This window comes from Gordonia pseudamarae (assembly GCF_025273675.1).
Classification (GTDB): domain Bacteria; phylum Actinomycetota; class Actinomycetes; order Mycobacteriales; family Mycobacteriaceae; genus Gordonia; species Gordonia pseudamarae.
In genome coordinates this window covers 3,798,863-3,824,706 of record NZ_CP045809.1, presented here as the reverse complement: position 1 = coordinate 3,824,706, position 25,844 = coordinate 3,798,863, and the positions used below count along the sequence as shown (strand labels likewise).

Annotated in this window: 26 protein-coding genes; 9 read left to right on the top strand and 17 right to left on the bottom strand. The window is 65.5% G+C overall.

Annotated features, from left to right (window positions below):
• Position 1: 1 nt before the first annotated feature.
• The 12 genes from GII31_RS17040 to GII31_RS16985 form a co-directional block, all read right to left on the bottom strand.
• Positions 2–1,576, bottom strand: coding sequence for a long-chain-fatty-acid--CoA ligase (locus GII31_RS17040; RefSeq protein ID WP_213244565.1), 1,575 nt, complete (start codon positions 1,574–1,576; stop codon positions 2–4).
• Positions 1,573–2,103 (bottom strand): FcoT family thioesterase, encoded by a 531-nt coding sequence (locus GII31_RS17035; RefSeq protein ID WP_213244564.1) that lies wholly within the window; start codon positions 2,101–2,103, stop codon positions 1,573–1,575. Before GII31_RS17035 ends, GII31_RS17040 begins: the two co-directional genes overlap by 4 nt.
• Positions 2,104–2,184: 81 nt before the next feature.
• Positions 2,185–3,063: a (3R)-3-[(carboxymethyl)amino]fatty acid oxygenase/decarboxylase gene (gene scoE, locus GII31_RS17030; protein WP_213244563.1), complete on the bottom strand. Its 879-nt coding sequence runs from the start codon at positions 3,061–3,063 to the stop codon at positions 2,185–2,187.
• Between the two features lie 103 nt (positions 3,064–3,166).
• Complete coding sequence (locus tag GII31_RS17025; protein WP_213244562.1) at positions 3,167–4,237, bottom strand: alpha/beta fold hydrolase; 1,071 nt, start codon at positions 4,235–4,237, stop codon at positions 3,167–3,169.
• 160 nt (positions 4,238–4,397) lie between these two features.
• Positions 4,398–5,207: an SDR family NAD(P)-dependent oxidoreductase gene (locus tag GII31_RS17020; protein WP_213244561.1), complete on the bottom strand. Its 810-nt coding sequence runs from the start codon at positions 5,205–5,207 to the stop codon at positions 4,398–4,400.
• Positions 5,208–5,458: 251 nt separating this feature from the next.
• Positions 5,459–6,388 (bottom strand): hypothetical protein, encoded by a 930-nt coding sequence (locus tag GII31_RS17015; protein WP_213244560.1) that lies wholly within the window; start codon positions 6,386–6,388, stop codon positions 5,459–5,461.
• A gap of 119 nt (positions 6,389–6,507) precedes the next feature.
• Positions 6,508–6,978 carry a hypothetical protein gene (locus tag GII31_RS17010; RefSeq protein WP_213244559.1) on the bottom strand — a complete coding sequence of 157 codons (471 nt, stop codon included), beginning with the start codon at positions 6,976–6,978 and terminating at the stop codon, positions 6,508–6,510.
• A 2-nt stretch (positions 6,979–6,980) separates the two neighbouring features.
• Entirely contained in the window at positions 6,981–8,285 is a 1,305-nt protein-coding gene (locus tag GII31_RS17005) for a hypothetical protein (protein WP_260840063.1), read from the bottom strand.
• Between the two features lie 89 nt (positions 8,286–8,374).
• Complete coding sequence (locus GII31_RS17000) at positions 8,375–9,529, bottom strand: SPFH domain-containing protein (RefSeq protein WP_213244558.1); 1,155 nt, start codon at positions 9,527–9,529, stop codon at positions 8,375–8,377.
• Between the two features lie 105 nt (positions 9,530–9,634).
• The gene (locus GII31_RS16995; protein WP_260840062.1) at positions 9,635–12,901 is read right to left on the bottom strand and encodes a helicase HerA domain-containing protein; all 3,267 of its coding nucleotides are present in this window, start codon (positions 12,899–12,901) and stop codon (positions 9,635–9,637) included.
• Entirely contained in the window at positions 12,901–13,677 is a 777-nt protein-coding gene (locus GII31_RS16990; protein ID WP_260840061.1) for a hypothetical protein, read from the bottom strand. The genes GII31_RS16995 and GII31_RS16990 overlap by 1 nt, the downstream gene beginning before the upstream one ends.
• The gene (locus GII31_RS16985) at positions 13,604–14,635 is read right to left on the bottom strand and encodes an endonuclease domain-containing protein (RefSeq protein WP_213244555.1); all 1,032 of its coding nucleotides are present in this window, start codon (positions 14,633–14,635) and stop codon (positions 13,604–13,606) included. Before GII31_RS16985 ends, GII31_RS16990 begins: the two co-directional genes overlap by 74 nt.
• A gap of 356 nt (positions 14,636–14,991) precedes the next feature.
• Here GII31_RS16985 and rpsH point away from each other — a divergent pair, with 356 nt between their 5' ends.
• From rpsH to map, 9 genes are all read left to right on the top strand, one after another.
• Positions 14,992–15,390: a 30S ribosomal protein S8 gene (gene rpsH, locus GII31_RS16980; RefSeq protein WP_005187635.1), complete on the top strand. Its 399-nt coding sequence runs from the start codon at positions 14,992–14,994 to the stop codon at positions 15,388–15,390.
• Between the two features lie 13 nt (positions 15,391–15,403).
• The gene (gene rplF / locus GII31_RS16975) at positions 15,404–15,940 is read left to right on the top strand and encodes a 50S ribosomal protein L6 (RefSeq protein ID WP_213244554.1); all 537 of its coding nucleotides are present in this window, start codon (positions 15,404–15,406) and stop codon (positions 15,938–15,940) included.
• Between the two features lie 3 nt (positions 15,941–15,943).
• A complete protein-coding gene (gene rplR, locus GII31_RS16970) occupies positions 15,944–16,342 on the top strand; it encodes a 50S ribosomal protein L18 (protein WP_213244553.1) in 399 nt (132 codons plus the stop codon).
• Between the two features lie 46 nt (positions 16,343–16,388).
• The gene (gene rpsE, locus GII31_RS16965) at positions 16,389–17,021 is read left to right on the top strand and encodes a 30S ribosomal protein S5 (RefSeq protein ID WP_213244552.1); all 633 of its coding nucleotides are present in this window, start codon (positions 16,389–16,391) and stop codon (positions 17,019–17,021) included.
• 3 nt (positions 17,022–17,024) lie between these two features.
• The gene (gene rpmD, locus GII31_RS16960) at positions 17,025–17,204 is read left to right on the top strand and encodes a 50S ribosomal protein L30 (RefSeq protein ID WP_213244551.1); all 180 of its coding nucleotides are present in this window, start codon (positions 17,025–17,027) and stop codon (positions 17,202–17,204) included.
• 4 nt (positions 17,205–17,208) lie between these two features.
• Positions 17,209–17,649, top strand: a complete 441-nt coding sequence (rplO, locus tag GII31_RS16955; protein ID WP_213244550.1) for a 50S ribosomal protein L15 — start codon at positions 17,209–17,211, stop codon at positions 17,647–17,649.
• A gap of 219 nt (positions 17,650–17,868) precedes the next feature.
• Complete coding sequence (gene secY / locus GII31_RS16950) at positions 17,869–19,188, top strand: preprotein translocase subunit SecY (RefSeq protein ID WP_213244549.1); 1,320 nt, start codon at positions 17,869–17,871, stop codon at positions 19,186–19,188.
• A complete protein-coding gene (locus tag GII31_RS16945; RefSeq protein ID WP_213244548.1) occupies positions 19,185–19,739 on the top strand; it encodes an adenylate kinase in 555 nt (184 codons plus the stop codon). The genes secY and GII31_RS16945 overlap by 4 nt, the downstream gene beginning before the upstream one ends.
• 19 nt (positions 19,740–19,758) lie before the next feature.
• Positions 19,759–20,550 (top strand): type I methionyl aminopeptidase, encoded by a 792-nt coding sequence (gene map, locus GII31_RS16940; protein ID WP_213250622.1) that lies wholly within the window; start codon positions 19,759–19,761, stop codon positions 20,548–20,550.
• An 81-nt stretch (positions 20,551–20,631) separates the two neighbouring features.
• On the opposite strand, the gene fdhD is transcribed toward map, so the two are convergent.
• From fdhD to GII31_RS16915, 5 genes are all read right to left on the bottom strand, one after another.
• Positions 20,632–21,474, bottom strand: coding sequence for a formate dehydrogenase accessory sulfurtransferase FdhD (gene fdhD / locus GII31_RS16935; protein WP_213244547.1), 843 nt, complete (start codon positions 21,472–21,474; stop codon positions 20,632–20,634).
• 14 nt (positions 21,475–21,488) lie between these two features.
• The gene (locus tag GII31_RS16930) at positions 21,489–22,556 is read right to left on the bottom strand and encodes an IS110 family RNA-guided transposase (protein WP_246221927.1); all 1,068 of its coding nucleotides are present in this window, start codon (positions 22,554–22,556) and stop codon (positions 21,489–21,491) included.
• Between the two features lie 219 nt (positions 22,557–22,775).
• Positions 22,776–23,243, bottom strand: a complete 468-nt coding sequence (dtd, locus tag GII31_RS16925) for a D-aminoacyl-tRNA deacylase (protein ID WP_213244545.1) — start codon at positions 23,241–23,243, stop codon at positions 22,776–22,778.
• A complete protein-coding gene (locus GII31_RS16920; protein ID WP_260840060.1) occupies positions 23,186–24,481 on the bottom strand; it encodes an MFS transporter in 1,296 nt (431 codons plus the stop codon). The genes dtd and GII31_RS16920 overlap by 58 nt, the downstream gene beginning before the upstream one ends.
• Positions 24,478–25,833 carry an LLM class flavin-dependent oxidoreductase gene (locus tag GII31_RS16915; protein ID WP_213244543.1) on the bottom strand — a complete coding sequence of 452 codons (1,356 nt, stop codon included), beginning with the start codon at positions 25,831–25,833 and terminating at the stop codon, positions 24,478–24,480. Before GII31_RS16915 ends, GII31_RS16920 begins: the two co-directional genes overlap by 4 nt.
• Positions 25,834–25,844: the final 11 nt, after the last annotated feature.

Here is a 25,844-nt window from a genome sequence, read left to right as displayed (position 1 = left end):
CCTAGTTGACCTGACGGTCCCGGCCCGACCAGAATTCGGCTCGCAGTTCACGACGCAATATCTTGCCACTGGGATTACGCGGAATCGATTCGACGATGTGATACCTCGCTGGAAGCTTGAACGCCGCGAGCCGCGTGGAGGCGAACTCCACCAGCGAGCGCGTCTCGATCTGGGCACCCGCGGTCACGGTGACAAACGCGTGGATCGCCTCGCCCCAGCGTTCGTCGGGGACGCCGATCACCGCGACATCGTGTACCGCCGGATGCCCGGCGAGCACGTTCTCGATCTCGGCCGGATACACGTTCTCACCCGCGGAGATGATCATGTCCTTGATGCGGTCGTGGATGTACAGATATCCGTCGGAATCCAGGTATCCCGCGTCGCCGGTGATGATCCAGCCGTCGACGAGGGTTGCCGCGGTCGCCTCCGGCAGCCGCCAGTACTCCAGCATCCGGGCCGGGGTTCGCAGATGCACCTCGCCGACGACTCCCACCGGCAGCGTCCGACTGTCGTCGTCGACGATGCGGCACTCGACACCGGGATAGGGGCGTCCGGCCGCACGCATCCGTGTGGTTCCCGGGCGATGCTGGTCCGGCGGCAGGCAGACGGCGGTATTGCCGGTTTCGGTGAGTCCGTAGATCTGTGCGAAATCGCATCGGAGGATCGTCATCGCCCGTTGCAGCAGATCCTCGCTGATGGGTGATCCGCCGTAGATGACCTTGCGCAGTGAGGCGAAGGTGCGCCGCGACACCGACGGATCGCTGAGCAGGATCTGAATCATCGCCGCCGCCATGCAGCCGGTGGTGACACGGTATCGCGAGAACAGGGCGAGCGCGTGTTCGGCGCTGAAGAACGGCATCACCGCATTGGTGATCCCGGCACGGAAACCCTGCATCGCCCACCACAATCCGCCGATGTGGAAACCAGGCAGGCCGATCAGGCTCACATCGCCCTCGCGCCAGTCGATCCAGTCGACCCCGGCCTCGGCGAGCAGGTCGCCGATGGCGAAGAAGCTGCGTTGCGGCAGTACGACACCCTTGGGCAGACCGGTGGTGCCGCTGGTGTACAGCTGGGCGATCGGGTCGTTCTCTGTGGTGTCCGGTATCACCGGAGCGTCATCGAACCGGTCGAGCCAGTCCGGGTAATCGCTTGTGTCATAACGAATCATGGTGACCGAGGGCAGTTGTTCGGCGGTGTCGGTCGAGCCGTCGGCGAACAGGAACATGGCCTGTGAATCGTTGAGGATGTGCGCCACCTCGGGGGCCGACAGTCGCCAGTTGACCGGGACCAGGACGGCCCCGATCTTGGCCACCGCGAACAGCAGCTCGTAGTAGTGGGCGCTCTCATGCCCGATCACCGCGATCCGGGTGCCGGCCTCGGCGCCGGCGTCGGCCAGGGCGCGAGCCAGTCGGTTGCTGGTGCCGTCGAGATCGTGGTAGCTGAGCGTGGACTGCGCGGTCACCACCGCCGGATGCTCTGGTATCCGTGCGGCGTGAAAGGCGAGTGTTCCTGTGAGGGTGCGGCATTCGGGAAAGTAGAGCCGATCCTGGGTGATCTGGTGAGCGGTGTCGGTCATCGCTTCACCGGCGGCTGGACGATGGCCAGGCGGACGGTTCCCGAGCACTGCCCGCCGGTGTCGTCACTGAAGGCGATCGCGGTGTCCAGGACCAGGAGCCGGTTGCCGGCCATCGTCGATGTGACGGAGAACCGGCCGGTGAACGCGGTTGATGCGATGGGCCGGATGAACTTGGACGTGGTTTCGACGATCAGGACATCGGGCAGTTGCTTGGCCCAGTAGTCCTCCAGTGTCCACGGCGCGAACTGCGGGGTGAGGTCATCGCGTACCGCCACCGCAAGGGCGTGGTACATCAGCTGGTTGTAGCAGATGATGAACTCGGCCGCGTTGAAGTGGCCGGTGTCATCGATGTAGCAGGGCTCGGAAATGCTGTAAGAACCTGCACTACAAAGGTTTCCGTCTTCGACGGTGACTGTTGGCGGTTCGGTGAGATAGATGGCCCGTTTGCCGGCGTACGGGGCCATGACCCGTGTGAAAAGCTCGGCGTCGGAAAGTCTTCGATGATGTTCGGGCAGGGTGACGGTCATGTCGGGATAGTCCAATCGTGAGGCGAGACCGGGCCGGACAGATCGTGTGCGGCCCGGTCTCGCCGGTAAGGCGGGTAGTGCTCAGACCGGCTGGAGGGTTGCTCCGTCGGACACGGTGACGCGGTGTGAGACGGTCGGTTCCGGCGTGGGGGTGTGTAACGCACGATGGATCAGCGAGCGGTTGTCCCACATCAGCAGATCACCCGGTTCGGGGGTCACCAGGTGGGTGCCCGGCTGCGAGCAACTGTCGTCGAGTTGGCCGGTGGCCTCGAACAGGCGTTGTAGCAGGTCCTCACCCAGATCGTTGCCGTCGCCGTCCTGGATTCCCACGGTGAAACCTTCACTGATATACAGCACCGGCTCACCCGTACGTGGATGCTTGACGACGGTCGGGCAGATGTGCGGCGGGGTCTTGGTCTCCACCTCGCGGATGACCTCACTGAGCGGCCGGTAGACATCGCTCGGGCGGATCTTGAAGTACTTGCGCACCGAATGGACGCTGTAGGTGCCCTCGATCTCGCGTTTGAGGTCCCCGGGCAACCTGCGGTAGGCGTCGGCCATGTTGATGTAGAAGGTGCCCCGGTTTTTGATGGGGATGACTTGCGGATAGATGAAGGTGATGGCGAAGGGGTCGGACCGGAACTGGTAGTCCGAATGCCAGAACTTTCCGGTGCGCGGCACACCGATCTGCTTGCCGTCCTTCGGAACGTTCGACGAGACGAAGATGTCCGGGTGCTCGGGGTGTTCGTACATCGGTTCGTAGTAGCGGACGACGTCACCGAATCGGCGCGCGAATTCGAGGTAGTCGGGGCTGGGCAGATCCTGGTTCTTGAGAATCACCAGCTTGTGTTCGAACACGGCGTCGTGCAATTGCCTGATCTCGTCATCGGTGGCCACCTGCGGAATCAGTCCGCGCACAGTGATTCCGAGTTGATTTGCCGACACGGTAGAAAATTCCATAGCGCCTCACCAAGTCTAAAATTAGGTAAGCCTTAGCTAACACTATTTACTGTCTCTTTGCAAACCGGCCGGGTGTGCCCGGTTGATGTGGGGCACAAGGTCCCTACGGTGCGTGGTTGAGGCTGTCCAGACACCGCTCGGTGATGAGATCGGCGCACAATGTGGCGACAAAAGTGTCCCGCAACGGATCGTTGTGCCGCTCGCAGATCTCGGTGAATTCAGTTTCCGAGCCGGTGAAATGCCGCCACAGTTCGATGTGGTCGATGTATTCGCGGCTGAAGGCGATCGTCATCGGGTGGTCGAAAGGGCGCAGGCGGTGCCGATCGTGAGACCGCCGGCCACGCTCCCAGGCGATGTCCTGTTGCGTCTTGACGTCGAACTGCACGATACCGCACGCCGCGACCCTGGCGTGGGTGAGCAATCTTTCGTGCATCGGCGGGGTGGCGGCGGCCGGAGCGCCGTCGCCGCGGGCTCGCCCGGCCGGCGGATTCGCGGAGTCGGTCGGGTTCGCGGGCGCGGAGCGGGCCGGGACCCGCGGATCAATCAGCACCAGCGGCGCCACCTGCGCTCCGGAATCGCGCAGCAGTCGAGCGCACTCGAGGGCGACGACCGCACCCGAGGAATGTCCGGCCAGGTGGTAGACGCCCGACGGTTGGATCGCACGGATCTGCCGGACCTGGCGCCGCGCCTGCCCCTTGAGGGTCAATTCGGGGATGCCCCGCGTTTCCTGGCCGCGCCCGTGCAACGAGTAGACGGTGATGTCGGGCTCGAGCGCGGCGGCGAGTCTGACAAAGCTGAGCGTTGACGCACCCGCACCGGCCACGCAGAACAGCGTGTCACCGGGCGGCGAACCTTCTTGCAGCCGAATGGTCGTCGATGTCCGGGTGCGGAAACCGCGGCTGCGGACGGCGTCAATATGTGCGGCGAACTCGCGCAGCGTCGGGTGCTCGACGAGGTCTGCGGGGGTCAGTGCGACGGCCCAGTCGTACCGGAAACCGTCCAGCATCTCGACCACCTGCAGTGACGAACCGCCGAGATCGTAGAACGTGTCATCCGGGCCCACATCGACGCCGCCGAGCGCCTTCGCCCAGCGCTGCGCCAGCAGTTGTTCGGTGGTGGAGCCCGTCTGACGGCCCCTGGTTGTGCGCAGGATGCGGCGGCGACCCAGCGGCATCGCACTCCTCCTGACACATACCGACGGCCGTCAACCCGTCGGCGACAATGCGCGACGAGTTTGTTATGGCTTGCCTAACCAGGGCCTTGCCATCGCGAATCCTGTCACAGTGGACTCACAGGGTCAAGAGGTGTTGTGAGGTACCCCGGGGAGTCCGAGGTCAGAAGTCGGAACCTCCGTCGACGTTGAGGTCGGCGCCGGTCATGTATGTGTTGGTCCGCGACCCGGCGAACGCGATGACCGGCCCGATCTCGGCGGGCAGGGCCGCGCGGCGGATGAAGGCGGGATGACCGAACTCGGCGTCGATCGAGTCCATGACCGCGTACAGATCATCCAGGTCGGGACGACGGTCCTCGGGAAGCCGGGACAGGTAGTCACGCAGGCCCTGGGACAGGAACGATCCGGGGGAAACCGTGTTGACCAGGATTCCCTCGGGTGCAAGGGTTTGCGAGAGGTTCTTGCTGACGCTGGTCAGTGCGGCCTTGGCGGCGGTATAGGCGATCAGGGTGGGCGACTGGCGTCGCACCGAATGCGCGGACACGTTCACGATGCGTGCCCACTGCGCCTTGCGGAGCAACGGGAGTGCGGCCTCGACACATTTGACGGCGCTGAGGGTGCCGATGTCGAAGGTGGCGTGCCAATTGGCATCGTCGACGGCATCGAGCGGGCCGATGCCCACATCGACCGGCCCGACGGCGTTGACCAGCGTGTTGACCACGCCCCAACGCTGCCCGATCGTGGCGAACGCGGCGTCGATCTCGGTGCGGCTGTTGAGGTCGGTGGGAATCGGCAGGACGTCGGCGGCGCCCAGCTCGGTCAGTCGCGCCGACGTATCGGCCAGACCCTGCTCACCCCGGGCCAGCAGCGCCACCTTCGCGCCTTCGGCCGCGACCGTCTCGGCCGCCGCCCGGCCCATCCCCTTGGTGCCGCCGTTGACCACGACCACGGCGCCGGCAAATCCCAGATCCACGTCTCAATCCCTCCACCGATCGACTCTTGTTCAGCTTACTGTAAGCCATTCGGTTTGGATGACGGTCGTGGCCACTGATAACCCGGCACCTGAGTCGAGGAACTGCGCCAACGCGACTGAAATCACGTTGGGCACCAGGTGTGCCTTCGCTCCAGCGTGGCGACGCCGGCTTGATCAAGAATCTGAACTGACTGAGATCATCACGCGGGACGGCATACCTTCCCCGATCTACAGTTCGTGATCATTCCTCGTCAGCCGACGGTCCAGCGGTACAGCGTCGTACCGGGCGGCTTCTGGTGCGACTTGTCGAGGGTGGTCACCCCGACGGTCTTCAGTGTCGACCTCTTCGGGACCTCGATGACCCTGCAGAAGTCACCAGTGGAGGCAACGTTGCCGGTGGTGTTCTTGCACGAATCGAACGGCTCGCTGAAGGTCAGCGTGCTCACGAGCTGGTCGTCGGAGGTGCCGAAGGAGAACTCCGGGTTGATAATCACGTTCGGCTGAGCCTCGTAGGGACGATCGTCGGACATCACCTCGACGGTGAAGCGCAGGTACTTGATCGGACCGTAGGAGTTGCGCTTGTTTCGGTTGATGCGCAGGAAGTCGCTGCTCGACAACGGTGCGACCTCGGTGACAGTGAACTTCACCTTGCCCTGGCGACCCTCATAGTCGGTGTACTTGACCAGCACCGGCTCGCCGAGCTTGACGGTGGTGCCCTCCGGTGTGGTCCCGGTGATCGGAGCATGCTTGTCGGGCTCGGGTACCTTGCCCGCCGCGAGGATCTGGCTCAGCTCGTCATGCTGCGCCGTAGTGCCTATCCACCCGTCGCACTTCTTGCGGAACGCCTCGAAAACCTGCTTCGTCTGAGTGACGATCTGGTTCTGTACGGCAGGATCCTTGGTCTCGTTGAGGCGGTTGGCCAGCGAGGCGCCCTGCTCGGCAAGCTTCTTCAGCTCCGGATCGTGGATCTGGTCCAGCTCGTCCGATGTCAGCACGACGGCGGACAGCGTCGTCGTACCGCCACTCTTCTTGTAGCGCTCGAGAGTCTGTGGGACATCGGACACGGCGCGCCACACGGCACCGCAGTCGGCCGTCGCCTTCTCCTCCGGACTGTCGGAACACGCACCCAGCGCGAACGCAGCAGACAAAGCGAGCGCGACCGCGCTCCATCGTGAAGCCAAGAGACTCCCCCTCCCAGATACGAACGGCGTGATGTTAGCAGCGCTCCGCAGAACCACTGAGCGCGACCGGCCCGACACGCAATTGTGTCGGGACCTTCTCCCCGCGTCGCATACCCCGTCTAGCCCGAGAACGGGTTCTGCTTGGTGACCTGCTCCAGTTCGCCCACCTCGAGTCGTTGCCCGAGGATCAGCCTTCCGGTCACCGATTCCAGTGCGCCGACCCACCATTCGGCCCTGGCCAGCACCGGCTCGGCGACCGATCGGTCGACGGCGCTCAGGGCGACCAGGCGCTGAGCCACATCGTCGGCGGCCAATTCGATCTGCACACGCCCGTCGATCAGCGAGATGTCGGTGCCGGGCGCGTTGTGCAGCGGCGTGAGGGCGTCCCGGATGCGCCGGAACAGCCGTGCCTCCGGGGAATGTCCGAGTGCCCAGCCCTCGGGCGCCTCGATAGACCTGCCCGGATACAGCTGCGTCGACTGCTGCAACTGTGCCCGAGAAGACCTGCGCAACATCAGCAGCAGTGCGACCACGGCAACCGCTACACCGGCGACAACGAGCACAATGGCGCCCAGTACGAGGATTCCCATCGCTATCTCACCGCCTGTACGAGAATGACTATCGCCGCGATGAGCGCGAGGGCGGCGACGATCGCGGAGATGATCTTGGTCTTACTGTACGGCCGCGAACCCTGCACCTCGCCGGTGACACCGTTGATGTACACCTGGAACGGTTTCGAGTCGTACACCACCGTCAGCAGCCAGATGGGCAGCAACAGATACCGGAACTGCAATGGGTTGAATCGCGATTCCGACGACGAGATGCGCTGCTTGTCGCCGCCGATATCGCGGCGCACCGTCGACGTGATCCGCGCATCGATCTCCTCGCGGCGGGCGATCTGGAAACCCTCATCGGGGCCGATCTCATAGGTGCGGGCGAGGTGACCGGCCAGATACTCGCCGGTGAACGGGCGTGCCGTCTGGATCGGCCACGGCTTGAGTTCCTCCACACGCTCCGCATCGATGCCCTTATTTGCCAGGGCTGCAACATCTTTGAAGTTATCGACCACCTCGCCGTGAACGTGGCTCCAGCGGGTGCGGGTTTCGGTGTGCCTATCGTCTCCCTCGCCGACGACGACTGTGTAGTCGTCACCGCGCTGCCCGGAGTAACGGGTGTAAGCGGTGGTGTCGTAACTGAAGTACGAGAAGTACACGCTGGAGAACGAACCGAGGGTGCGGTATTTCTTGAACTCCGTCGGCGCGAACCAGCGTGAACTGATCCATTTCTCGATATTCTGCCGCGCCTGTTTGCTGTCGACCCCGAACGGGATCACCCCGTCGACGGGCAACGTCTTGGGCGCGTCCTGAATGTCGTCGCGCTGGATCGGTGACGCGCAGTACGGGCAGCGGGTTGCGGTCAGTGTTCCGGTGAACACGGTTGTGCCACCGCAGTTCTGGCACACCACCTGGTGTTCGTCGGAGGCTGCGGGATCGTCCGCCGACAACAGCCCACGGGTGCTGCCGGCCGCGACCTCGGAACTGCGCAGATCGTGCAGACCGATCCTGGCGTCGGTGCGGGCGATTTCGCGGGTGCTGTTGCAGCTGGGGCAGCGCAGCACGCCGGTCGCCGGATCGAACACCAGGTTGGCGCCGCAATTGACGCACGGAAACGTGCGGGTGTCCTCGGTGGCGTGATACTGGCCGGCCCGCCCGGAGCGTGAGTCGGGCACCGGGGCCTGCGCGGCAGGCGGTCGTCGGTCCTGCGGCGGCCCGGCCTGCCGGGGCGGGATCGGTGGCGGGCTGCCCGCACCCGTGGGTGGCAGCGGTGGTGGGGCGCCGGGCGGTGGAGGTGGCGGTCCGTCGGACGGCAGCGGTGGCGGCACGGGGGGAGTGGTCATCGAGGGATCCTCTCGGACAAGAATGCGGCGGTCTCAGGTCGGGTGCTGAACCTGGCCGAGCATCTGGACCGGTGAAATCTGGCGAGTGTCTAGGCCGGGGGCATCGATGGCGGCAGCGGCGGCGGAACGGCGGGGAACAGCGCGGCGAGTTCGGGAACCTGCCCGGCCGCCGTCCACCCGGCCATGTTCGCCGACCACACCAGCGTCTGCCTGGTCACCGAACCGGCGGCGATGGACTGCTGCAACTGCGCGGCCGTGTACGGTCCGCCGGCCTGACCGTTCTGTTCCACGTGATATTGGGTGGCCGTCGGCAGCGGCGGTGGTGCCGCCGCGGGGGCCGGAGCCGGCTGTGCGGGACCGGCGACGGCGCCGCCCATGCCCATCTGCTGGCCGAGCGCCATACCCATACCGGCACCCAGGAAATCGCCCACCGAACTGCCGCCGGGATTGGCCGCGCCCGCGACCATCGCCTCACCGAGCTTGCCCTGCTGATAGCGCTGCATGTCGTCGACCTGATTGAGGAAACCCTGCTCCTCCACACCGCGCGCCACGCCCCGGGTCATCGCCGCGGTGATCTCCTCCGGCAGCGACACGTTGAGCAGAATGTCCTCGATCCCGAGTCCGTACTCGTCGTCGACCCGCTCCTGGACGAACACCTTCAGCTTCTGCGAGAGCTCACCGACCTTGCCCTGCAGATCGATCACCCCGACGCCGGTCTGCAGGATCATGTCGGAAAATGCCTGCGCGATGATGCGCCGCAGCAACTCCGAGATCTCATCGACGTTGACGTTGCTGTCGGTGCCGATCACCTCACGCAGGAAGATCGCGGGATCGGCCACCCGCACCACACACATGCCGTTGGCCCGGACCTGCACCATCTTGAAATCGGGGTCGCGGATGGTGATCGGGTTGGGGGTGCCCCACCGCAGTTCGGTGACCGGCCGGGTGTTGATGAAGTACACCTCGGAACGGAACGGGCTCTTGAAACCGTGCTTCCACCCCTGGATCGTTGACAGGATCGGCAGATTTTCGGTGGTCAGCTCATAGTTACCCGGCCCGAAGGTGTCCGCGAGCCGGCCGCGGTACACGAACACCGCCTTCTGGCCCTCCCGGACGATCAGCTGGGCACCGTTCTTGATTTCGTTGTTGTAGCGCGGAAAACGCCACGCCAGCGTCGTGCGAGTGTCGTCGAACCATTCGATGATGTCGACGAGCTCGCCCTTGAGCTTGGAGATCACGCCCATGTCTCTGCAGTCCTCCGGTCGGTGATGCGTCAGGAGCGTTAGCCAGCCTAGTCACTTCCTGCGGGTTCGGGAGGAAGTGTCGTGCCATCGGATGAGTGGTGCGGATCAGTGCGAGGACGCCGAGGTGCGGGCGATCGCAATGACCTCCTCCTCCGAGGGCGGGCTCGGCGGGTGGTAGCTGAGGCACAGGGGGGTGCGGATCTTGGTGAATGGGCCGCCGTCGACGGCCGCGTAGTAGACACCGGTGGTCAGACGGCCGATGTCCGAAACGTCTGAACTCTTGGCTGCCGCGAGTTCCTTGGCCGCAGAGATGTGGACCGGCGACTGGAATCGGCCGAGGAACTGGTTGGAGGCGTTCCCCGCGATCTTGCTGTGCAGGCCTTTAGGTGCCTGAGTCGCGAAGATGAGGCCCAGCCCGTACTTCCTTGCCTGAGCTGCCAGTGCCAAGGTGCTTTCCGTGCATGTCGTGGTTTTCTCCGACGGTGCGAAATTCTGCGCCTCGTCCATGACCAGGACGGCACCGAGCGGTTTGTTGCCGGCCGGGTGCTTCTTGATCCACGCGAACAGCGACATTTGTAGTTGGCCGATGAAGTTGTTGCGCTTGTTGGCGTCGGGCAGACCGGACAGGTTGATCACCGAAACCCTGGCACGGTAGCCGGGCGGAGGTGTCAGCAGGACCGACGGGTCGACCGGTTCGTTGCTGTACACGTGGTCGGTGATCAGGTCGGAACGCAGGTTGTCCGATAACTCCCGCCCGAGTTTGGGGCTGTCGGCGAATTCGCACAAGGTGTCGGGGAGGTCGGCGAGCAGGTCCACGAGCGTGTCGATGGTGCCGCCACCGGTCCGGCCGAAATGTTCGATGGTCTGTTTGAGCGTGGCCATCATGCGCTTGTGCTTGGCCGACTTGCCGATCGCGAGGGCCCGTGGCGCCAACGCTCCGAGCGCCGAGGCGACTGCGGCGCCGAACTCGTCGGGGTTGTCGACGACCTCGGTGAAGTCGGGCAGCATCTGGAAGCTCAACGGCCGCCCCGACATCTTTCCCGGAGTGAACACGGCGACATCGGTGTTCGCGATGTAGTCGCGGGCCGCGGTCTCCTCGTCGGCGTTCGGCCATTCACGGGAGCCCGCCGGCCATGGCTGTCCGAGGCGGGCGAGGTCGTTGTTCACATCGAGAACGATGGATGAGACTCCACGCAAAGCGCACTCTTCAATGATGCGCCGGATGAGAACTGTTTTGCCTGAACCGGATCCGGCGAAGATCACCGTGTGTTTGCGCAGTGCCTCCAGGTCGATGCCGACCTCGCGCGCGGTCAGTGCGCCGACCACCGACCCCAGGGTGAAATGATCCGGTCGCACCTGGATGGGCTCTGGGTGCGGTGCCGGAGCCACTGGTTCGGCGTTGCGGGTGGGTTCGTCGTCGGCGGACGGTTGTGGAGAGATGGAAGTAGTGGCGTTGTTGCTCTCGGGGTACTCGGGCCTGTCATTATCTGGACCGTCACTGTTCTGCGGGTGAACATCCGGCGGGGGTGGAACCGCGCTCGGTTCGTGATCCGGTTCGTGCGGTGAGGGTTCACCGGAAGGAGCGCCGGAACTGTCCCCGGTCGGGGATAGGATTTGATCGAGCCACGCGATTCGTGACACGGGGTTCCGTGACACGATCCATTCACCGAGACGGTCGGCGTGTTCGGCGCGAAGCGCGCGCACTGCGATCAATACCCGGATGTCGTCGGCGGACCAGGCGATCACCCGGCCACCGCGATCGATGAATTCGGTGACCACGGTTGCGGTCTTGGGGCCCGACGGCCACGGTGCCTGCCGCAGGATGACCAGAGTATTGAGGTGGTTGGTTAATCCGGCTGCGGCGGAGGCTTTCGCCAGACGGGTCTGTGCCGCAATCGCGTTGGTCGATGCGATGGCCCGGAACGACCAGGATTGTTGGGCGTCGGTGTCCGGGTCGATGGTCCGGCGAAGTCGGGCATGGAGATTGGGTTGCTTACCCGGCCTATCATCCCACCGGTAGGATTCAGCGTCGGCCGCGAGGGCACCGACCCAGGTCGCCAAACCGGCCATCAATAACTCCGGGACACGGGTGTCCTCCGTCGACGGGTCGATGATCGCCGTCGGATCGGCTGCCCGGATCAAATCGTCGAATCGCTGGTCGAGCGCGGCGAACTCAGGGTCGTCGTGAGCGGTCACGGTCTTGGTGGTACTGCTGTCGCGGAGGGTCATCATCTCCGATGATGTTCCCGTGCGCAGACATATCCCAATGTGCCGATCGGCGGCCTGCATCAGCGTGCGTGGGGTGTGGTTGATGGATTCGGCCAGAGCGGCCTCATTGATCGGCCAGGTCGGGTACGGCGGGGTGAAGGAAGCTGTTTCGTAGAACGCGGCGAATCGTCTGGCCAGTAGGGCGCGGCCGAAGTCGGCCGACGTCGGCCGTTGCAGTGGCGGTAGTTTGCGGAATCTGTCGACGACCGCGCGTGGGGCTTCGTCTTCGAGGATGGTCCAGGCAGTCGACAGGCATGACACAATTGACGTTGTCCGGCTGAGTGTTTCACGTAGGGTCATCAAGCCGTGCGCGATGGTGTCGACGGCGCTCTGGTCGGAGTGTCCGTCGTGGTCGGTCACGATGAGGGTGTCGAGCTGGTCGATCGCGAGCACGGCCGCTTCGTCCATGGCCAGGATGCGCGAAATATTCTCGACGACCTCCTGGTATCCGAGCCTCTTGACCTGGATGCCCCAGGTCTTGGCTTCGTCGTCATCGTCGAGTTGGAGAAAAAGGAAAGCGGCACCGAGGTCCTGGAGAGCGAAATCCTCTGCGGCGGTGAGGACAAGGGCGCGCAGAATGTGCTGAGAACGTCGGCGGTGCGTGGGGTGCTTGCGGTAGACACGACGGATGAATCGTTCGAGAATCTCAGGTGACAGCGGCGCGTCGCCGACGATCGACCGCTGGTCGTCGGGGGACAGGCCGGCTTCCCGGCCGAGTTGGTCGAGAAGCTGGACCAATTGTGACGAGTGGGTCGGCGACGGCCGATTCAGGTCTTCGGTGATGCACACGATGATCGATTGCCAAAAGTTCGTACCATCGAGGAGCTTGGCGAGAAAGAAGTAGCCGCCCGCGTTCTGGACTCGTTCGCGGACCTGTCCCAGCAGGTGTGTTTTTCCCGATCCGGCGGGCCCCTGGATCACCACGCCGAGCGGGCTCGCTGCCGTGCTGGCCCGCGCATCGCTGAACGATCGCATCGTCTCGTCGATGACGGCGCTATGCAGGCCGTCGACGTGTACCAAGGCCTGAGGTTCCCAGATGTCGTCGCGGGTGGTCGCCCAATCCAGTCGGATCGATTCGAGTGCCCGTCGTGTTTGTGGATCCATCAGTCCTCGATCGCAAACAGGTGGCAGAACTGATTGCCGACCCGAACCGCTGCGGCACGATCCTCGGCGGTGAGCGAAGACTGCTTCTCGTTGGGCTCAAGGCGGACGCCGGGCTCATGCTGCAACGCGACCAGGGTTGCGTCGAAGTCGTTCCGGTCGATGTCTGCCAGCGAGGCGCGCAGTTCGGCGACCCGCACCCACGCGCCGGGGCGAGAACGCATGCCGCCATATGCCGCGCGCACGCGGGCTCCGAGGTCGGCTGCAGGACCTGCGGACGTCTGGTTTGCGGATTTCTGTTGCGGGGGCGCCTCGATACCGAAAATGTCCGACAACAGTGTGTCAGTGGCGCTCAGGTAGCGGCCGATGCCGCGCAGGACCTCGGCCAGCGCTCTCTCCGCGGTTCGTGCCTTCGGTGGCGTCGGTGCACTGAGTTCCGCCGAACACCAGGCCCAACCGGCGTCGGTGAGGGTGTGGACGTAAGTCCGTGTGACCATTGAGGACTCGACCAGTCCCAACTTGTTGAATTTCGCCCTGCGAGTCGGAGTCATCTCGGGTGCGATTGCCTTGAGGTCCGGGTTCCGGATCGTGGTCGCATGAGCCATCAGCGCGAAGAGGATGGTGCGTTCGGGAGGCGACAGTGCATCGTTGGTCACAGGGTGATCTTTCCTTATTGCCAGGGTTGCTGCCCAGTCTTCGGTCGGCCTAATCGCTTCGAGCGCGCACGACTTCGCGGAGTTCGGTGACGACCGCCCCCACATCATCGAGAACTCGTTCATTCGGATAGCGCAGGACCATATAGCCGGCAAATTGGAGGAGGTTGTCGCGCAATCGGTCTGCGGCGTATTTCTGCGGAGCGCGATGGTCGGCGCCGTCGAGCTCGACGATGATGCGTTCGTACCGCCACTGCAGGTCGACGCGGATGGGCTGAGCCAGTGCATCCAGACCATCCACGCCACGGTTCCACACCCGTTCACTCGCCCACGGTTCACGCGCCAACGCCCGTTCGAGGAACTGTTCGGCTGCGCTGTTCGCCGCGGGTCGGCCACCGAACGGGGTGAGCGTGATGGCCGCCGATGCCGTGGCCGTATCTGGGGATCCGGAGGGGACGGCTGTGGCTGTGGCCCCGCGGTCGCAACGCAGATTGATGCACGGTATCCGGGTGAGCTGGTCGAATTCGTGGCCGACGAGCCACACGGTGAGGCGTCCGGCATGTGCCAGCCACTCGGCCGCAGACCCGATCGCTGCCGCCCTGTCGGTGACCTCGTAGTCCGCGGTCACGACTATGACGATGTCGTCGCGACCGTAACTGCGCCGAAGCAGATCGGCCAGACCGGACAATCGGATATCGGTCGGGTACTCGGATCGTGGTTGTGTGTTCGATGCGGCCGACCGGGCAAGATCGACGACGAACGGTGAGTAGGCGGTGGTCTGTTTGCTCATACGCCGGGCGATCGCTACTGCGGCTGCAACACCGAGCGAACCTCTATCAGCCGTGAGGCCGGCGTCGCCGAACGCCGATAGCCATGTCGGGTACAGATTCAGCACGGCGTTCTGCAGTTCCCCGGCGACCAAGTCGACGATCGTCCGCGCCCGGGCACCTGATTCAGGAGGGCAGAGCCCGACGACGATCGGACTGTTCGGGGCATCGATCTCCGTCAGCGCGTCAAGGTCGTCACCGCTCACGCCGAGCACGCGCAGCGCCTTTCCCGCCCGGATCGCCTCCTGCCACCACATCGGCCCGCCGCCTTCATTGGGATTGATGCTGGATGCATTCTCACAACTGCATCCGATGGTAGGTGTGGCTACTGACAGCTGCAGCTATCTGGAATGGGTCGACAAGCGGTGGGGTTTGGGACCTGATCCGGGACGATTTGGGTTCTGACCGCAGGTTCCCTACACTTGAGCGGTTGCCTGGGTGAACTGTGCCCCCAGGAGCCACAACTTCATACCCGACGCGGTGCCGGCGAAAAGCCAATGGCATCGCCAGGGGAGAACCTGCACAACTGTCCACTTCGTGGAAGGCCCACCGGGGGAGTGTCCGCACTCCCGCGTTGTATGGGAACCACTACGAGAAAGGTTGACGGTCAACCATGACCATGACTGACCCGATCGCAGACTTTTTGACACGTCTGCGCAACGCCAACTCGGCGTACCACGACGAGGTCACCCTTCCGTCGTCGAAGATCAAGGTGGCTATCGCAGAGATCCTCAAGCGCGAGGGTTACATCACCGACTTCCGCACCGAAGATGCAGAGGTCGGCAAGAGCCTGGTCGTCTCCCTCAAGTACGGCCCGAGCCGTGAACGCAGCATCGCCGGTCTGCGCCGCGTCTCCAAGCCGGGTCTGCGGGTGTACGCGAAGTCCACCAATCTGCCCAAGGTCCTGGGCGGCCTCGGCGTGGCCATCATCTCCACGTCGTCCGGCCTGCTCACCGATCGTCAGGCGGCCAACCAGGGCGTGGGCGGCGAAGTCCTCGCCTACGTCTGGTAAGGGAGGCTGAACAATGTCGCGTATCGGTAAGAATCCCATCGCCATCCCCTCCGGTGTCACCGTCTCGATCGACGGCCAGAACGTCACCGTGAAGGGCCCCAAGGGCGAGCTCACCCACACCGTCACCGAGCCCATCGCGGTTGCTCAGGAAGACGGCAGCATCGTGGTGACCCGTCCCAACGACGAGCGCCGCAGCCGTGCCCTGCACGGCCTCAACCGGTCTCTGGTGAACAACCTCGTCATCGGCGTCACGCAGGGCTACACCAACAAGATGGAAATCTTCGGTGTCGGCTACCGCGTGCAGGCCAAGGGCAAGGACCTGGAGTTCGCGCTCGGTTACAGCCATCCCGTGCCGATCGAGGCTCCCGAAGGCATCACCTTCGCCGTCGAGTCGCCCACCAAGTTCTCGGTGTCGGGTATCGACAAGCAGAAAGTCGGCGAGATCTCGGCGGTCATCCGTCGCCTGCGTCGCCCCGACCCGTACAAGGGCAAGGGCATCCGCTACGAGGGTGAGCAGATCCGTCGCAAGGTCGGAAAGACGGGTAAGTAAGCCATGAGTGAAACCAAGATCGATCGCAAGCCGCTCGGCAAGGACGTCTCGACTCGTCGTCGCACCGCGACCGCGAACCGGCACTTCCGTCTGCGTAAGAAGGTCGCCGGCACCGCCGAGCGTCCGCGTCTGGCCGTCAAGCGCAGCAGCCGCCACATCCACGTCCAGCTGATCGACGACCTCGCCGGCAAGACCGTTGCCGCCGCGTCGTCGATCGAGGCCGAGGTTCGCTCGGTGGACGGCGACAAGTCGGCACATGCCCGCAAGGTGGGCGAGCTGATCGCCGCCCGTGCCAAGGCCGCCGGTGTCGAGGCCGTCGTGTTCGACCGTGGTGGCAAGGACTACCACGGCCGTATCGCCGCGCTCGCCGACGCCGCCCGCGAGGGAGGCCTGAGCTTCTGATGACCATCTCGACCAGCAACACCACAGTGACCGGAGGGAACCTCTGATGCCCGGACGTCAGCGTGACGGCGGAAACGGACCCGCCGGAAACGACAACAACAACAACAACGAGCGCCGCGGCCGCGGCGACCGCCGTGACCGCGGCGGCCGTGATCGCGAGCAGGACCGCAATCAGCTTGAGCGCGTGGTCGCGATCAACCGCGTGTCCAAGGTGGTCAAGGGTGGCCGTCGATTCTCCTTCACCGCTCTCGTGGTGGTCGGCGACGGCCAGGGCCTCGTCGGCGTCGGCTACGGCAAGGCCAAGGAAGTTCCGGCCGCGATCCAGAAGGGTGTCGAAGAGGCTCGCAAGAACTTCTTCCGCGTCCCGCTGATCGGCGGCACCGTGACCCACCCGGTTCAGGGTGAGGCCGCAGCCGGTGTCGTCATGCTTCGTCCGGCCAGCCCCGGTACCGGTGTGATCGCCGGTGGCGCGGTTCGTGCCGTGCTCGAATGCGCCGGTGTGCACGACGTTCTCGCCAAGAGCCTCGGCTCCGACAATGCGATCAACGTCGTCCACGCCACCGTTGCCGCGCTCAAGATGCTGCAGCGCCCCGAAGAGGTCGCGGCCCGTCGTGGCCTCCCGATCGAAGATGTGGCACCGGCCGGTATGCTCCGCGCCCGTGCCGGTCAGGGAGTGTAGATCATGGCCGAACTGAAGATCACTCAGATCAAGGGCACCATCGGTACCAAGAAGAACCAGCGTGACAGCCTGCGGACCCTCGGCCTGAAGGGCATCCGCAAGACCGTCACCCGCGAGGACACCCCGCAGAACCGCGGTCTGATCAACGTGGTGCGCCACCTCGTGACAGTCGAAGAGGTTTAAGCAAATGACCATCAAGCTTCATCACCTTCGCCCCGCGGAGGGCGCGAAGACCGAGAAGACCCGTGTGGGTCGCGGTGAGGGTTCCAAGGGTAAGACCGCCGGTCGCGGCACCAAGGGCACCAAGGCACGCAAGAACGTGCCCGCCGCATTCGAGGGCGGCCAGATGCCGATCCACATGCGGCTGCCGAAGCTCAAGGGCTTCACCAACCGCAACCGGGTCGAGTACCAGGTTGTGAACGTCGGCGACATCGCCCGGCTGTTCCCGCAGGGCGGCACCATCGGCGTCGACGAGCTCGTCGCCGCCGGCGCGGTCCGCAAGAACCAGCTGGTCAAGGTGCTCGGCGACGGCGACCTGTCGGTGGCCGTCAACGTCACCGCCAACAAGTTCACCGCCGCGGCCAAGGAGAAGATCACCGCCGCCGGTGGTAGCGTCTCCGAGCTCTGACAAGCTCACGAGCCGCCGGACAAGAGCAGCCTCATGCGCTTCTCTTGACCGGCGGCTCGCTGCGGTTTGTGTCGGCCGCCAGTCGGCCGTTCATTAGCGAAACCGACAAAAGTCCTGGTCACACTGTGGCCGACGAGCCGGTTTCGGCGCCACTGTTAGAGTTTCACATGACGTTCCCGGCCACCTCGGCCGACACCACCCCGGACTAGGAGGAACTTAGTGCTCTCCCCCCTCGTCGCGGCCTTCAGGACGCCGGACCTGAGGAAGAAGATCCTCTTCGTCATCGGCATCGTCATCCTGTACCGCCTCGGCGCTACCATCCCGTCCCCGGGCGTGAACTACAAAGTAGTGAACGACTGCATGGACCAGATCAACTCCGGTGACAACCAGGTCTATGCGCTGATCAACATGTTCTCCGGCGGCGCACTTCTGCAGCTGGCGGTGTTCGCGATCGGCATCATGCCGTACATCACCGCGAGCATCATCGTGCAGCTGCTGACCGTCGTCATCCCGCGCTTCGAACAACTGCGCAAAGAAGGCCAATCCGGCCAGGCCAAGATGACGCAGTACACCCGCTACCTGACGGTGGCGCTGGCCCTGCTGCAGTCGACGGGCATCGTCGCTCTCGCCTCGCGCGGTCAGCTCCTTCCCGACAGCTGCACCGGCGACGTGCTCAACGACGAGTCGGTGTTCGCGCTGACGATCGTCGTGCTCGTCATGACCGCGGGCGCCTGCGTCGTCATGTGGATGGGCGAGCTGATCACCGAACGCGGCGTCGGCAACGGAATGTCGCTGCTGATCTTCGCCGGTATCGCCGCCCGTATCCCCGCCGAGGGCAAGGCCATCCTCGACCAGCGTGGCGGACTCGCCTTCGCGCTGGTGTGTGTGGCCGCACTGGTCATCGTCGCCGGTGTCGTGTTCGTCGAGCAGGGCCAGCGCCGTATCCCGGTGCAGTACGCCAAGCGGATGGTCGGTCGCAAGATGTACGGCGGATCGTCGACATATCTGCCGCTCAAGGTCAACCAGGCCGGTGTTATCCCGGTGATCTTCGCGTCGTCGCTGCTGTATTTGCCGCAGCTGATCCTGCAGCTCACCGCGGGCTCCGACGACACCTCGGGCTGGAAGAAATTCGTCAACGACTATCTGACGGATCCGACCAGCTGGTCGCACATCCTGATCTACTTCGCGATGATCATCTTCTTCACGTACTTCTACGTGGCGGTCACCTTCAACCCTGAAGAGCGGGCCGACGACATGAAGAAGTACGGCGGCTTCATCCCGGGTATCCGTCCTGGCCAGCCCACCGCCGACTACCTCGGTTACGTGCTGAGCCGAATCACGCTGCCCGGTTCGATCTACCTCGGTATCATCGCCGTGTTGCCCAATGTCTTCCTCGACATGAGCAGCGGTGGCGCGGCCAGCGGCCTGAACTTCTTCGGTGGAACCGCGGTGCTGATCATGGTGGGTGTCGGTTTGGACACGATGAAGCAGGTCAACAGTCAATTGATGCAACGGAAGTACGAAGGGTTCCTCAAGTGAGACTCGTTATTCTCGGTCCGCCCGGCGCGGGTAAAGGTACACAGGCAGAGCTGCTGAGCGAGGCGCTGGGAATCCCGCACATCTCCACCGGCGATCTGTTCCGGGCCAACATCTCGCAGGGCACCCCGGTGGGCATCGAGGCCAAGAAGTACCTCGACGCCGGCAACCTGGTTCCGTCGGAGATCACCGTCGACATGGTGCGCGCCCGGCTCGCCGAGCCCGACGCCGTCAAAGGCTTCATCCTCGACGGGTTTCCGCGCTCGACCGAACAGGGCGATGCGCTCGCCCAGATCCTCGCCGATCTCGACGCGACCCTCGACGGTGTGCTGTCGTTCGATGTCGACGCCGACGTGGTGGTGGAGCGGATGCTGTCCCGTGGCCGTGCCGACGACACCGAGGACGTGATCCGCAACCGGCTGTCGGTGTACGCCACCGAGACCGCGCCGCTGCTGGAGTACTACGCCGGACAGGTCACCACCATCGACGCCGTCGGTGATGTGCAGGAAGTCCATCAGCGTGTGCTCGCGGTGCTCGCCGCGGTGGAGAAGTGAGTCGTCGACTCACGTGAGTGTGTTACGTAGAGGCAGAAAGCGCGTACCGTTTCGCACGGCCGGCGAGGTCGATGCGATGGCGGCGGCGGGGGCGGTCGTCGGGGCTGCCCTCGTCGCGGTACGTGCCGAGGCCACAGCGGGAATGTCGACCCTCGACCTCGACGAGATCGCAGAATCGGTGATCCGCGAGGCGGGGGCGACCCCGTCGTTCAAGGGCTACCACGGCTTTCCCGGATCCATCTGCAGTTCCGTCAACGATGTGGTGGTGCACGGCATCCCCACCAAGGACGCTGTCCTGGCCGAGGGCGATCTGGTGTCCATCGACTGCGGTGCCATCCTCGACGGCTGGCACGGCGACTCCGCCTGGACGTTCGGTATCGGCGAACTGTCGCAGGCCGATTCGGATCTGAGCGAGGCCACCCGGTTGACGCTGGAGGCGGGCATCGCCGCCATGGTCGACGGTGCCCGGCTCACCGATATCTCCCACGCTCTGGAAAAGGCGACCCGCGCCGCCGAGGTCACGTTCGGTCGCAGATTCGGCATCGTCTCCGGCTACGGCGGTCACGGCATCGGCCGCGAAATGCACCTCGACCCGTTCCTGGCGAACGAGGGCAAACCGAACCGGGGGCCGCTGCTCGTCATCGGTTCCACCCTCGCCATCGAGCCGATGCTCACGCTCGGCACCACCGAGACGTCGGTGCTCGATGACGACTGGACCGTCGTCACCGATGACGGATCGCGGGCCGCGCATTGGGAACACACCGTCGTCGTGACCGGTGACGGACCGAGGATCCTGACCACGCGCCCGTAGCGCGACGTCGGCCCGAACAGTCCCGTCGGTTCACCGGACCGACGCCGGATACCAGCGGCGACGGGCGGTGCCACATCGCACTCACACCGGTGCCGCCCCGTCGATGCGGTCCTCACGGGTATAGGCGACGAGGGAGTCGCCGCGGACGAAACCGAGGAGGGTGAGGCCGGATTCGTCGGCGAGGTCGGCGGCCAGTGATGATGGGGCGGACACCGCCGAGAGCATCGGGATTCCGGCCATCACCGCCTTCTGCACCAATTCGAAACTGGCACGGCCGGATACCTGGAGGATGTGGCCGCGCAGCGGCAGCAGTCCCTGGGTGAGGGCCCAGCCGACGACCTTGTCGACGGCGTTGTGCCGGCCTACGTCCTCACGCACCACCACCGGCTCACCGGTGGCGCCGTCGAAGAGTGCGGCGGCGTGCAGGCCGCCCGTCTTGTCGAAGACGTTCTGGTGATCACGCAGGCGGTCGGGCAGCCGCAGGAGCATGGTGGCGGTAACCGTCAGCGGGTCGTCGGCGACACCGAACGACGACCGGGTGCCGATCGCGTCGATGCTGTCCTTGCCGCACACCCCGCAGGCGCTGGTGGTGGTGAAGCTGCGCGCCAACTCCGGCGCGGGGGGAGCCACGTGCGGGGCGAGCGCGAGGTCGAGGACGTTGTAGCTGTTGGCGCCGTCGGCGTCGGCGCCCGCGCAGTAGCGGGCGGTCAGCAGGTCATCGGCTCCGGTCAGCACACCCTCGGACACCAGGAATCCGGCGGCGAGTTCGACGTCGTGGCCGGGGGTGCGCATGGTCACCACCAGCGACCGGCCGCCGACCCGGATCTCCAGTGGCTCCTCCACCGCGAGCGTGTCCGGTCGCCGCACGGTGTGCCCGTCGCCCCTGATTCGGGTGACGGGGCGGCGGGTGGTGATACGTCCCATGCGTTTCTCCTATGTCAAGCCGCTTGGGCGAGGGCGGTCGTCGCGGCGGCGTGATCGGCGGTCATGCGGTTGAATACGACGCGCGCGAGGCGCCGTTTGAGGCATCGCAGGGCCTCGGGTGTGGACATGCCTTCGGCCTTCTTCTTCTCGTAGTAGGCCCGGCCGAGGCCATCGAGTCGGATCTGGGTGACGGCTATGCGGTGGATGGCTGCGTTCAGTTGTCTGTTGCCTGACCTGGTGAGCCGGACCCGGCCCTTGGTGTTGCCCGACCAGACCGGGATCGGCGCGATCCCGGCATGCCGGGCGAACGCTGCCTCGGATTTGAACCGGCTGATGCCGGCGGCTTCACCGACTAGCTTGGCCGCGGTCAGGGCGCCAACACCGGGCATGGCCAGCAGCGTCGGCGCGGCCTGCTCGACCAGCCCCGCGATCCGCCGCTGGAGCTGGTTGATCCGCACCGTCAGATCGACGATGTCAGCGAGCTCGTCACGGGCCAGTTCGGCCACGATCCCGGGCGCGCCAGCGAGCCGGTCAGCAAGGATCTGCTGGTGCTTGGCCAGGTCTAGAGACGTCGCCTTCGGCGCCCATGCAGGGTCGAGTTCGTGGACGCGCCACAGTAGTCGGTTGATCGTCGCCGTGCGGTGTTTGACCAGGTCATCACGCCTGTCGACCAGCAGCTTCAGCTCCCGCGACTGCTCATCATGGGAGGCGATCGGAAGGTCCGGCTCGCGTAACGCGGCCCGGGCGACCGCGAGCGCGTCGATCGGGTCCGACTTGCCCCGCGTGCGGGCGGTACGTCGCTGCTCGGCCATCATCTTCGGCGGCACCCGCACCACCTGCTGGCCCACGGTCAACAGATCACGCTCAAGTCGTGCTGAGAGGTGGCGGCAGTCTTCGATCGCCCACAGCAGCTCGGTCCCGAACCGTTCACGCGCCCACGCGACGGCCTTGCGATGGCCAGCGGAGTCCGCGTCGAACGTCTTGTGGCCGAGCTCGCGGCCAGCCTCATCGACAGCGACAAACGTGTGCGTCCGCTTGTGTACGTCGGCTCCAACAACAACCATGGTGGTTGCCTCCTTCACTCAGATGCGAGGACGATTGGGCCGGTCGGCGGACACATCTCAGTCGGGGCGACGCCACGCTCCTATCAAGTCACGCCGGCCGGTCCTTCACACCCGATGCCGGCAAAACGCATGCTCGTCAGCCCGAAGGCGACACCAACGCTATGAGCCAGGCACCGAATGCTCAGGATCCAACCAGCCACCGATGGCGGCTGCCTTAACCCTGACACTGAGCCAACGCTAACGCCGGTCGGTGTCCAGGATGAGGGTGACCGGCCCGTCGTTGACCAGCGACACGTGCATGTGGGCACCGAAGCGCCCGGTGGCGACGGTGGCACCGAACGATCGCAGTTCCTCGACCACGGCGTCGACGAGTGGTTCTGCCACCGGTCCGGGAGCGGCGGCGTTCCACGACGGTCGGCGACCCTTGGCGGTGTTGGCGTACAGGGTGAACTGGCTGATCACCAGGATCGGTGCGCCGAGATCGGCGGCGGACAGTTCGCGCTCGTCACCGGGCAGGATCCGCAGTCGCCAGAGCTTGTCGGCAAGGCGCACGGCGTCATCGGTGGTGTCGTCATGGGTGACGCCCACAAGCACGACGAGGCCGTGCTCGCAGGTGGTGCCGGTGCCGGGGATGTCGAGGACGGCGACTACTTCGCCATCGACGGTGACACTCGCCTGGCTGACTCGCTGGATGACCGCTCGCATCGGTCCAGGATGCCAGCCTCGCCGGTGCGGTGCGTGCGGGGCAGGAACACCCCGAACACCACCGCACCGGCGAGACCGACCAGCCCGGTGCACGCCGATGCCGCGCCCAGCCCGAGCAGCCCGGCCAAGGCACCGACCGCCGCGGGTGCGCCCGCCGACCCGCCGTCGTGCAGCAGCCGCCACAGAGCGAGGAACTGCGGACGGGCATCCTCGCAGGCGGCGTCGGCGCCGATCGTCATGACCAGCCCATTGGTGAGGCCGTTCGCCGAGGCGACGACGAGCGCCACGATCCACACCCCGGCCTCGGAGTCGGCCAGTGGAATGCACAGCAGGCCGGCGGCATAGAGCGTCATCGCCGGGACGGCCATTGCGCGCCGGCCGAACCTGTCGAGGCCGACCCCGGCCGGATACGACAGGCCGACGTCGAGTGCGCCCGCCACACCGAACACGAGGGCGATCGTCGCACCCGACATACCGATGTGCTCAGCCCACAGCGGCAGCACCACCGTTCGCGAGGCCCGGACCGCGCCGAGTGCCAACGCCCCCGGGCCCAGACGCAGCAGTGTTCCGCGTTCGCGGGCGGCGACCCGGCGGATCGGTAGCGACACGGTGCGAGCGCGCGGCTGCGGCGGGTCGGCCATGGTCGCGAACAGCACGCCGGCGATCACCACCATCGCCAGCTGCACCGCGAACACGTACGACAGGTGGCCCGAACCCCCGTCGTCGCCGGTGGTTTCCGCCCCCAGGATGACGGCGGTGATGAACGGGCCGAGGAAGAAGCCGAGCCTGCTCATGCCGGCCATCGCCGAAATCGCCCGTGCCCGTTGCCCGAACGGCACGACCGCGGTCAGGTACGACTGCCGCGCCAGCCCCCACACAGCCTGCGCGAGGCCGAGCAGGACCACTCCGGCGCCGAGCGTGAGCAGCGAGACGTCGGCCACGCACAGCAGCGCGCCGATCACGCCGATCGCACTGCCGATGGCGATGGACCAGCGTTCCCCGATTCGTGCCACCAGGCTTCCGGCGGGCAGATCGGCCGTGACCATACCGAGCCCGCCGCCGGCCACCACCAATCCGGCCTGCGACACCGACGCCCCGTGGGCCAGCGCCGCCAGCACCACGATGGGCGCGGTGGCGCCGCCGGCCACACCGAGCAGACCTGTCGGCAGGTGGACGTGCAGGGCGAGCGTGCGGGCGGATGCGGTCTCGCCGGTACAGGCGGGGTCCGAGCCCCTCAACTGGCGCTCTGCGCCGACGCCTGCCGGACGGCGAACTGGTTCTCCGGCCGCGGCAGGCCGAGATGATCGCGCAGGGTGGTGCCGGTGTATTCGGTACGGAACAGGCCGCGGCGCTGCAGTATCGGTACGACGTGCTCGGTGAAGTCGGTGAGTCCGCCCGGGTAGTAGGGCGGCATCACGTTGAACCCGTCGGCGGCGCCCCGGGTGAACCACTCCTCGATGGTGTCGGCGATCTGTTCGGGGGTGCCGGCGACGACCCGATGTCCGCGCGCCCCGGCGAGCCGGTGCAGCAGTTCGCGGACGGTGGGCCGTTCCTTCGCGACGATCTCGGCCACCACCTGCTTGCGGCTGCGCTGGTTGTCGGTGACGTTGCCCGCCTGGCCGAATGCGTCGAGGGGGACCGGGGCGTCGAGGTCCAGGGCCGATAGGTCGACATCGGCGATGCCGCGAATCTGCTTGAGGCCGTAGGCGGGAACGGTGAGCTTGTTGAACTCGCGCTCCAAATCCTTCGCCGCTGCCTCGGTGTCGCCTATGAACGGGCTCAGGCCGGGCAGGATCTTGATGTGATCGGGGTTGCGGCCCAGGCCGCGTGCCTGGTCCTTGATGTCGGAGTAGAAGGCCTGCGCGTTGGCGAGCGATTGATGCGCGGTGAAGATCGCCTCGGCGTACCGTGCGGCGAACGCACGCCCGTCGTTGGACGCCCCCGCCTGCACCAGCACCGGATAGCCTTGCGGGGAGCGAGGTGCGTTGAAAGCGCCGCGCACCGTGAGATGTTCGCCGACGAACTCGGCGCGGTGGATCTTGTCGGTGTCCGCGTACTGTCCGTTGTCCCGGTCGAGGACGACCGCATCATCCTCCCAGGAATCCCATAGCCGGGTCGCGGTGTCGACGAACTCCGCGGCCCGTCGATACCGCGCCTGCGGATCGGGATGTGCGGTGAGGCCGAAGTTTTCGGCGGCGGCATCGGTGGAGGTGGTGACGATGTTCCAGCCGGCCCGACCCTTGGAGAGGAAGTCGAGTGTCGAGAACAGGCGCGCCAGATTGTACGGCTCGTAGTAGGTGGTGGAGGCGGTGGCGATCAGACCGATTCGTTCAGTGGCCGCGGCGATCGCGCCGAGTACGGTGATCGGTTCGAGCCGGCCCGCGGTGCTGAAGGCGGCCTCACTGCGCAGCGCTGGGCCGTCGGCGAAGAAGACCGCATCGAAAAGCGCTGCCTCGGCGGCCTTTCCGATCTCCTGGTAGTAGTCGGCATCGAAGATGCGGTGCGGTTGGCTGCGTGGGTGACGCCATGCGGCCTCGTGATGGCCCGCGGGATAGATGAAGGCATTCAGGTGGAGCTGTTGTGTGCTCACGGGTGTGTTCC

Excerpts from the sequence above, each read along its gene's own strand:
- GII31_RS17040 (WP_213244565.1), bottom strand. The coding sequence starts at position 1,576 with ATGACCGACACCGCTCACCAGATCACCCAGGATCGGCTCTACTTTCCC.
- GII31_RS17035 (WP_213244564.1), bottom strand. The coding sequence starts at position 2,103 with ATGACCGTCACCCTGCCCGAACATCATCGAAGACTTTCCGACGCCGAG.
- scoE (WP_213244563.1), bottom strand. The coding sequence starts at position 3,063 with ATGGAATTTTCTACCGTGTCGGCAAATCAACTCGGAATCACTGTGCGC.
- GII31_RS17025 (WP_213244562.1), bottom strand. The coding sequence starts at position 4,237 with ATGCCGCTGGGTCGCCGCCGCATCCTGCGCACAACCAGGGGCCGTCAG.
- GII31_RS17010 (WP_213244559.1), bottom strand. The coding sequence starts at position 6,978 with ATGGGAATCCTCGTACTGGGCGCCATTGTGCTCGTTGTCGCCGGTGTA.
- GII31_RS17005 (WP_260840063.1), bottom strand. The coding sequence starts at position 8,285 with ATGACCACTCCCCCCGTGCCGCCACCGCTGCCGTCCGACGGACCGCCA.
- GII31_RS17000 (WP_213244558.1), bottom strand. The coding sequence starts at position 9,529 with ATGGGCGTGATCTCCAAGCTCAAGGGCGAGCTCGTCGACATCATCGAA.
- GII31_RS16995 (WP_260840062.1), bottom strand. The coding sequence starts at position 12,901 with ATGGATCCACAAACACGACGGGCACTCGAATCGATCCGACTGGATTGG.
- GII31_RS16990 (WP_260840061.1), bottom strand. The coding sequence starts at position 13,677 with ATGAACGAGTTCTCGATGATGTGGGGGCGGTCGTCACCGAACTCCGCG.
- GII31_RS16985 (WP_213244555.1), bottom strand. The coding sequence starts at position 14,635 with ATGTGGTGGCAGGAGGCGATCCGGGCGGGAAAGGCGCTGCGCGTGCTC.
- rpsH (WP_005187635.1), top strand. The coding sequence starts at position 14,992 with ATGACCATGACTGACCCGATCGCAGACTTTTTGACACGTCTGCGCAAC.
- rplF (WP_213244554.1), top strand. The coding sequence starts at position 15,404 with ATGTCGCGTATCGGTAAGAATCCCATCGCCATCCCCTCCGGTGTCACC.
- rplR (WP_213244553.1), top strand. The coding sequence starts at position 15,944 with ATGAGTGAAACCAAGATCGATCGCAAGCCGCTCGGCAAGGACGTCTCG.
- rpsE (WP_213244552.1), top strand. The coding sequence starts at position 16,389 with ATGCCCGGACGTCAGCGTGACGGCGGAAACGGACCCGCCGGAAACGAC.
- rpmD (WP_213244551.1), top strand. The coding sequence starts at position 17,025 with ATGGCCGAACTGAAGATCACTCAGATCAAGGGCACCATCGGTACCAAG.
- rplO (WP_213244550.1), top strand. The coding sequence starts at position 17,209 with ATGACCATCAAGCTTCATCACCTTCGCCCCGCGGAGGGCGCGAAGACC.
- fdhD (WP_213244547.1), bottom strand. The coding sequence starts at position 21,474 with ATGGGACGTATCACCACCCGCCGCCCCGTCACCCGAATCAGGGGCGAC.
- dtd (WP_213244545.1), bottom strand. The coding sequence starts at position 23,243 with ATGCGAGCGGTCATCCAGCGAGTCAGCCAGGCGAGTGTCACCGTCGAT.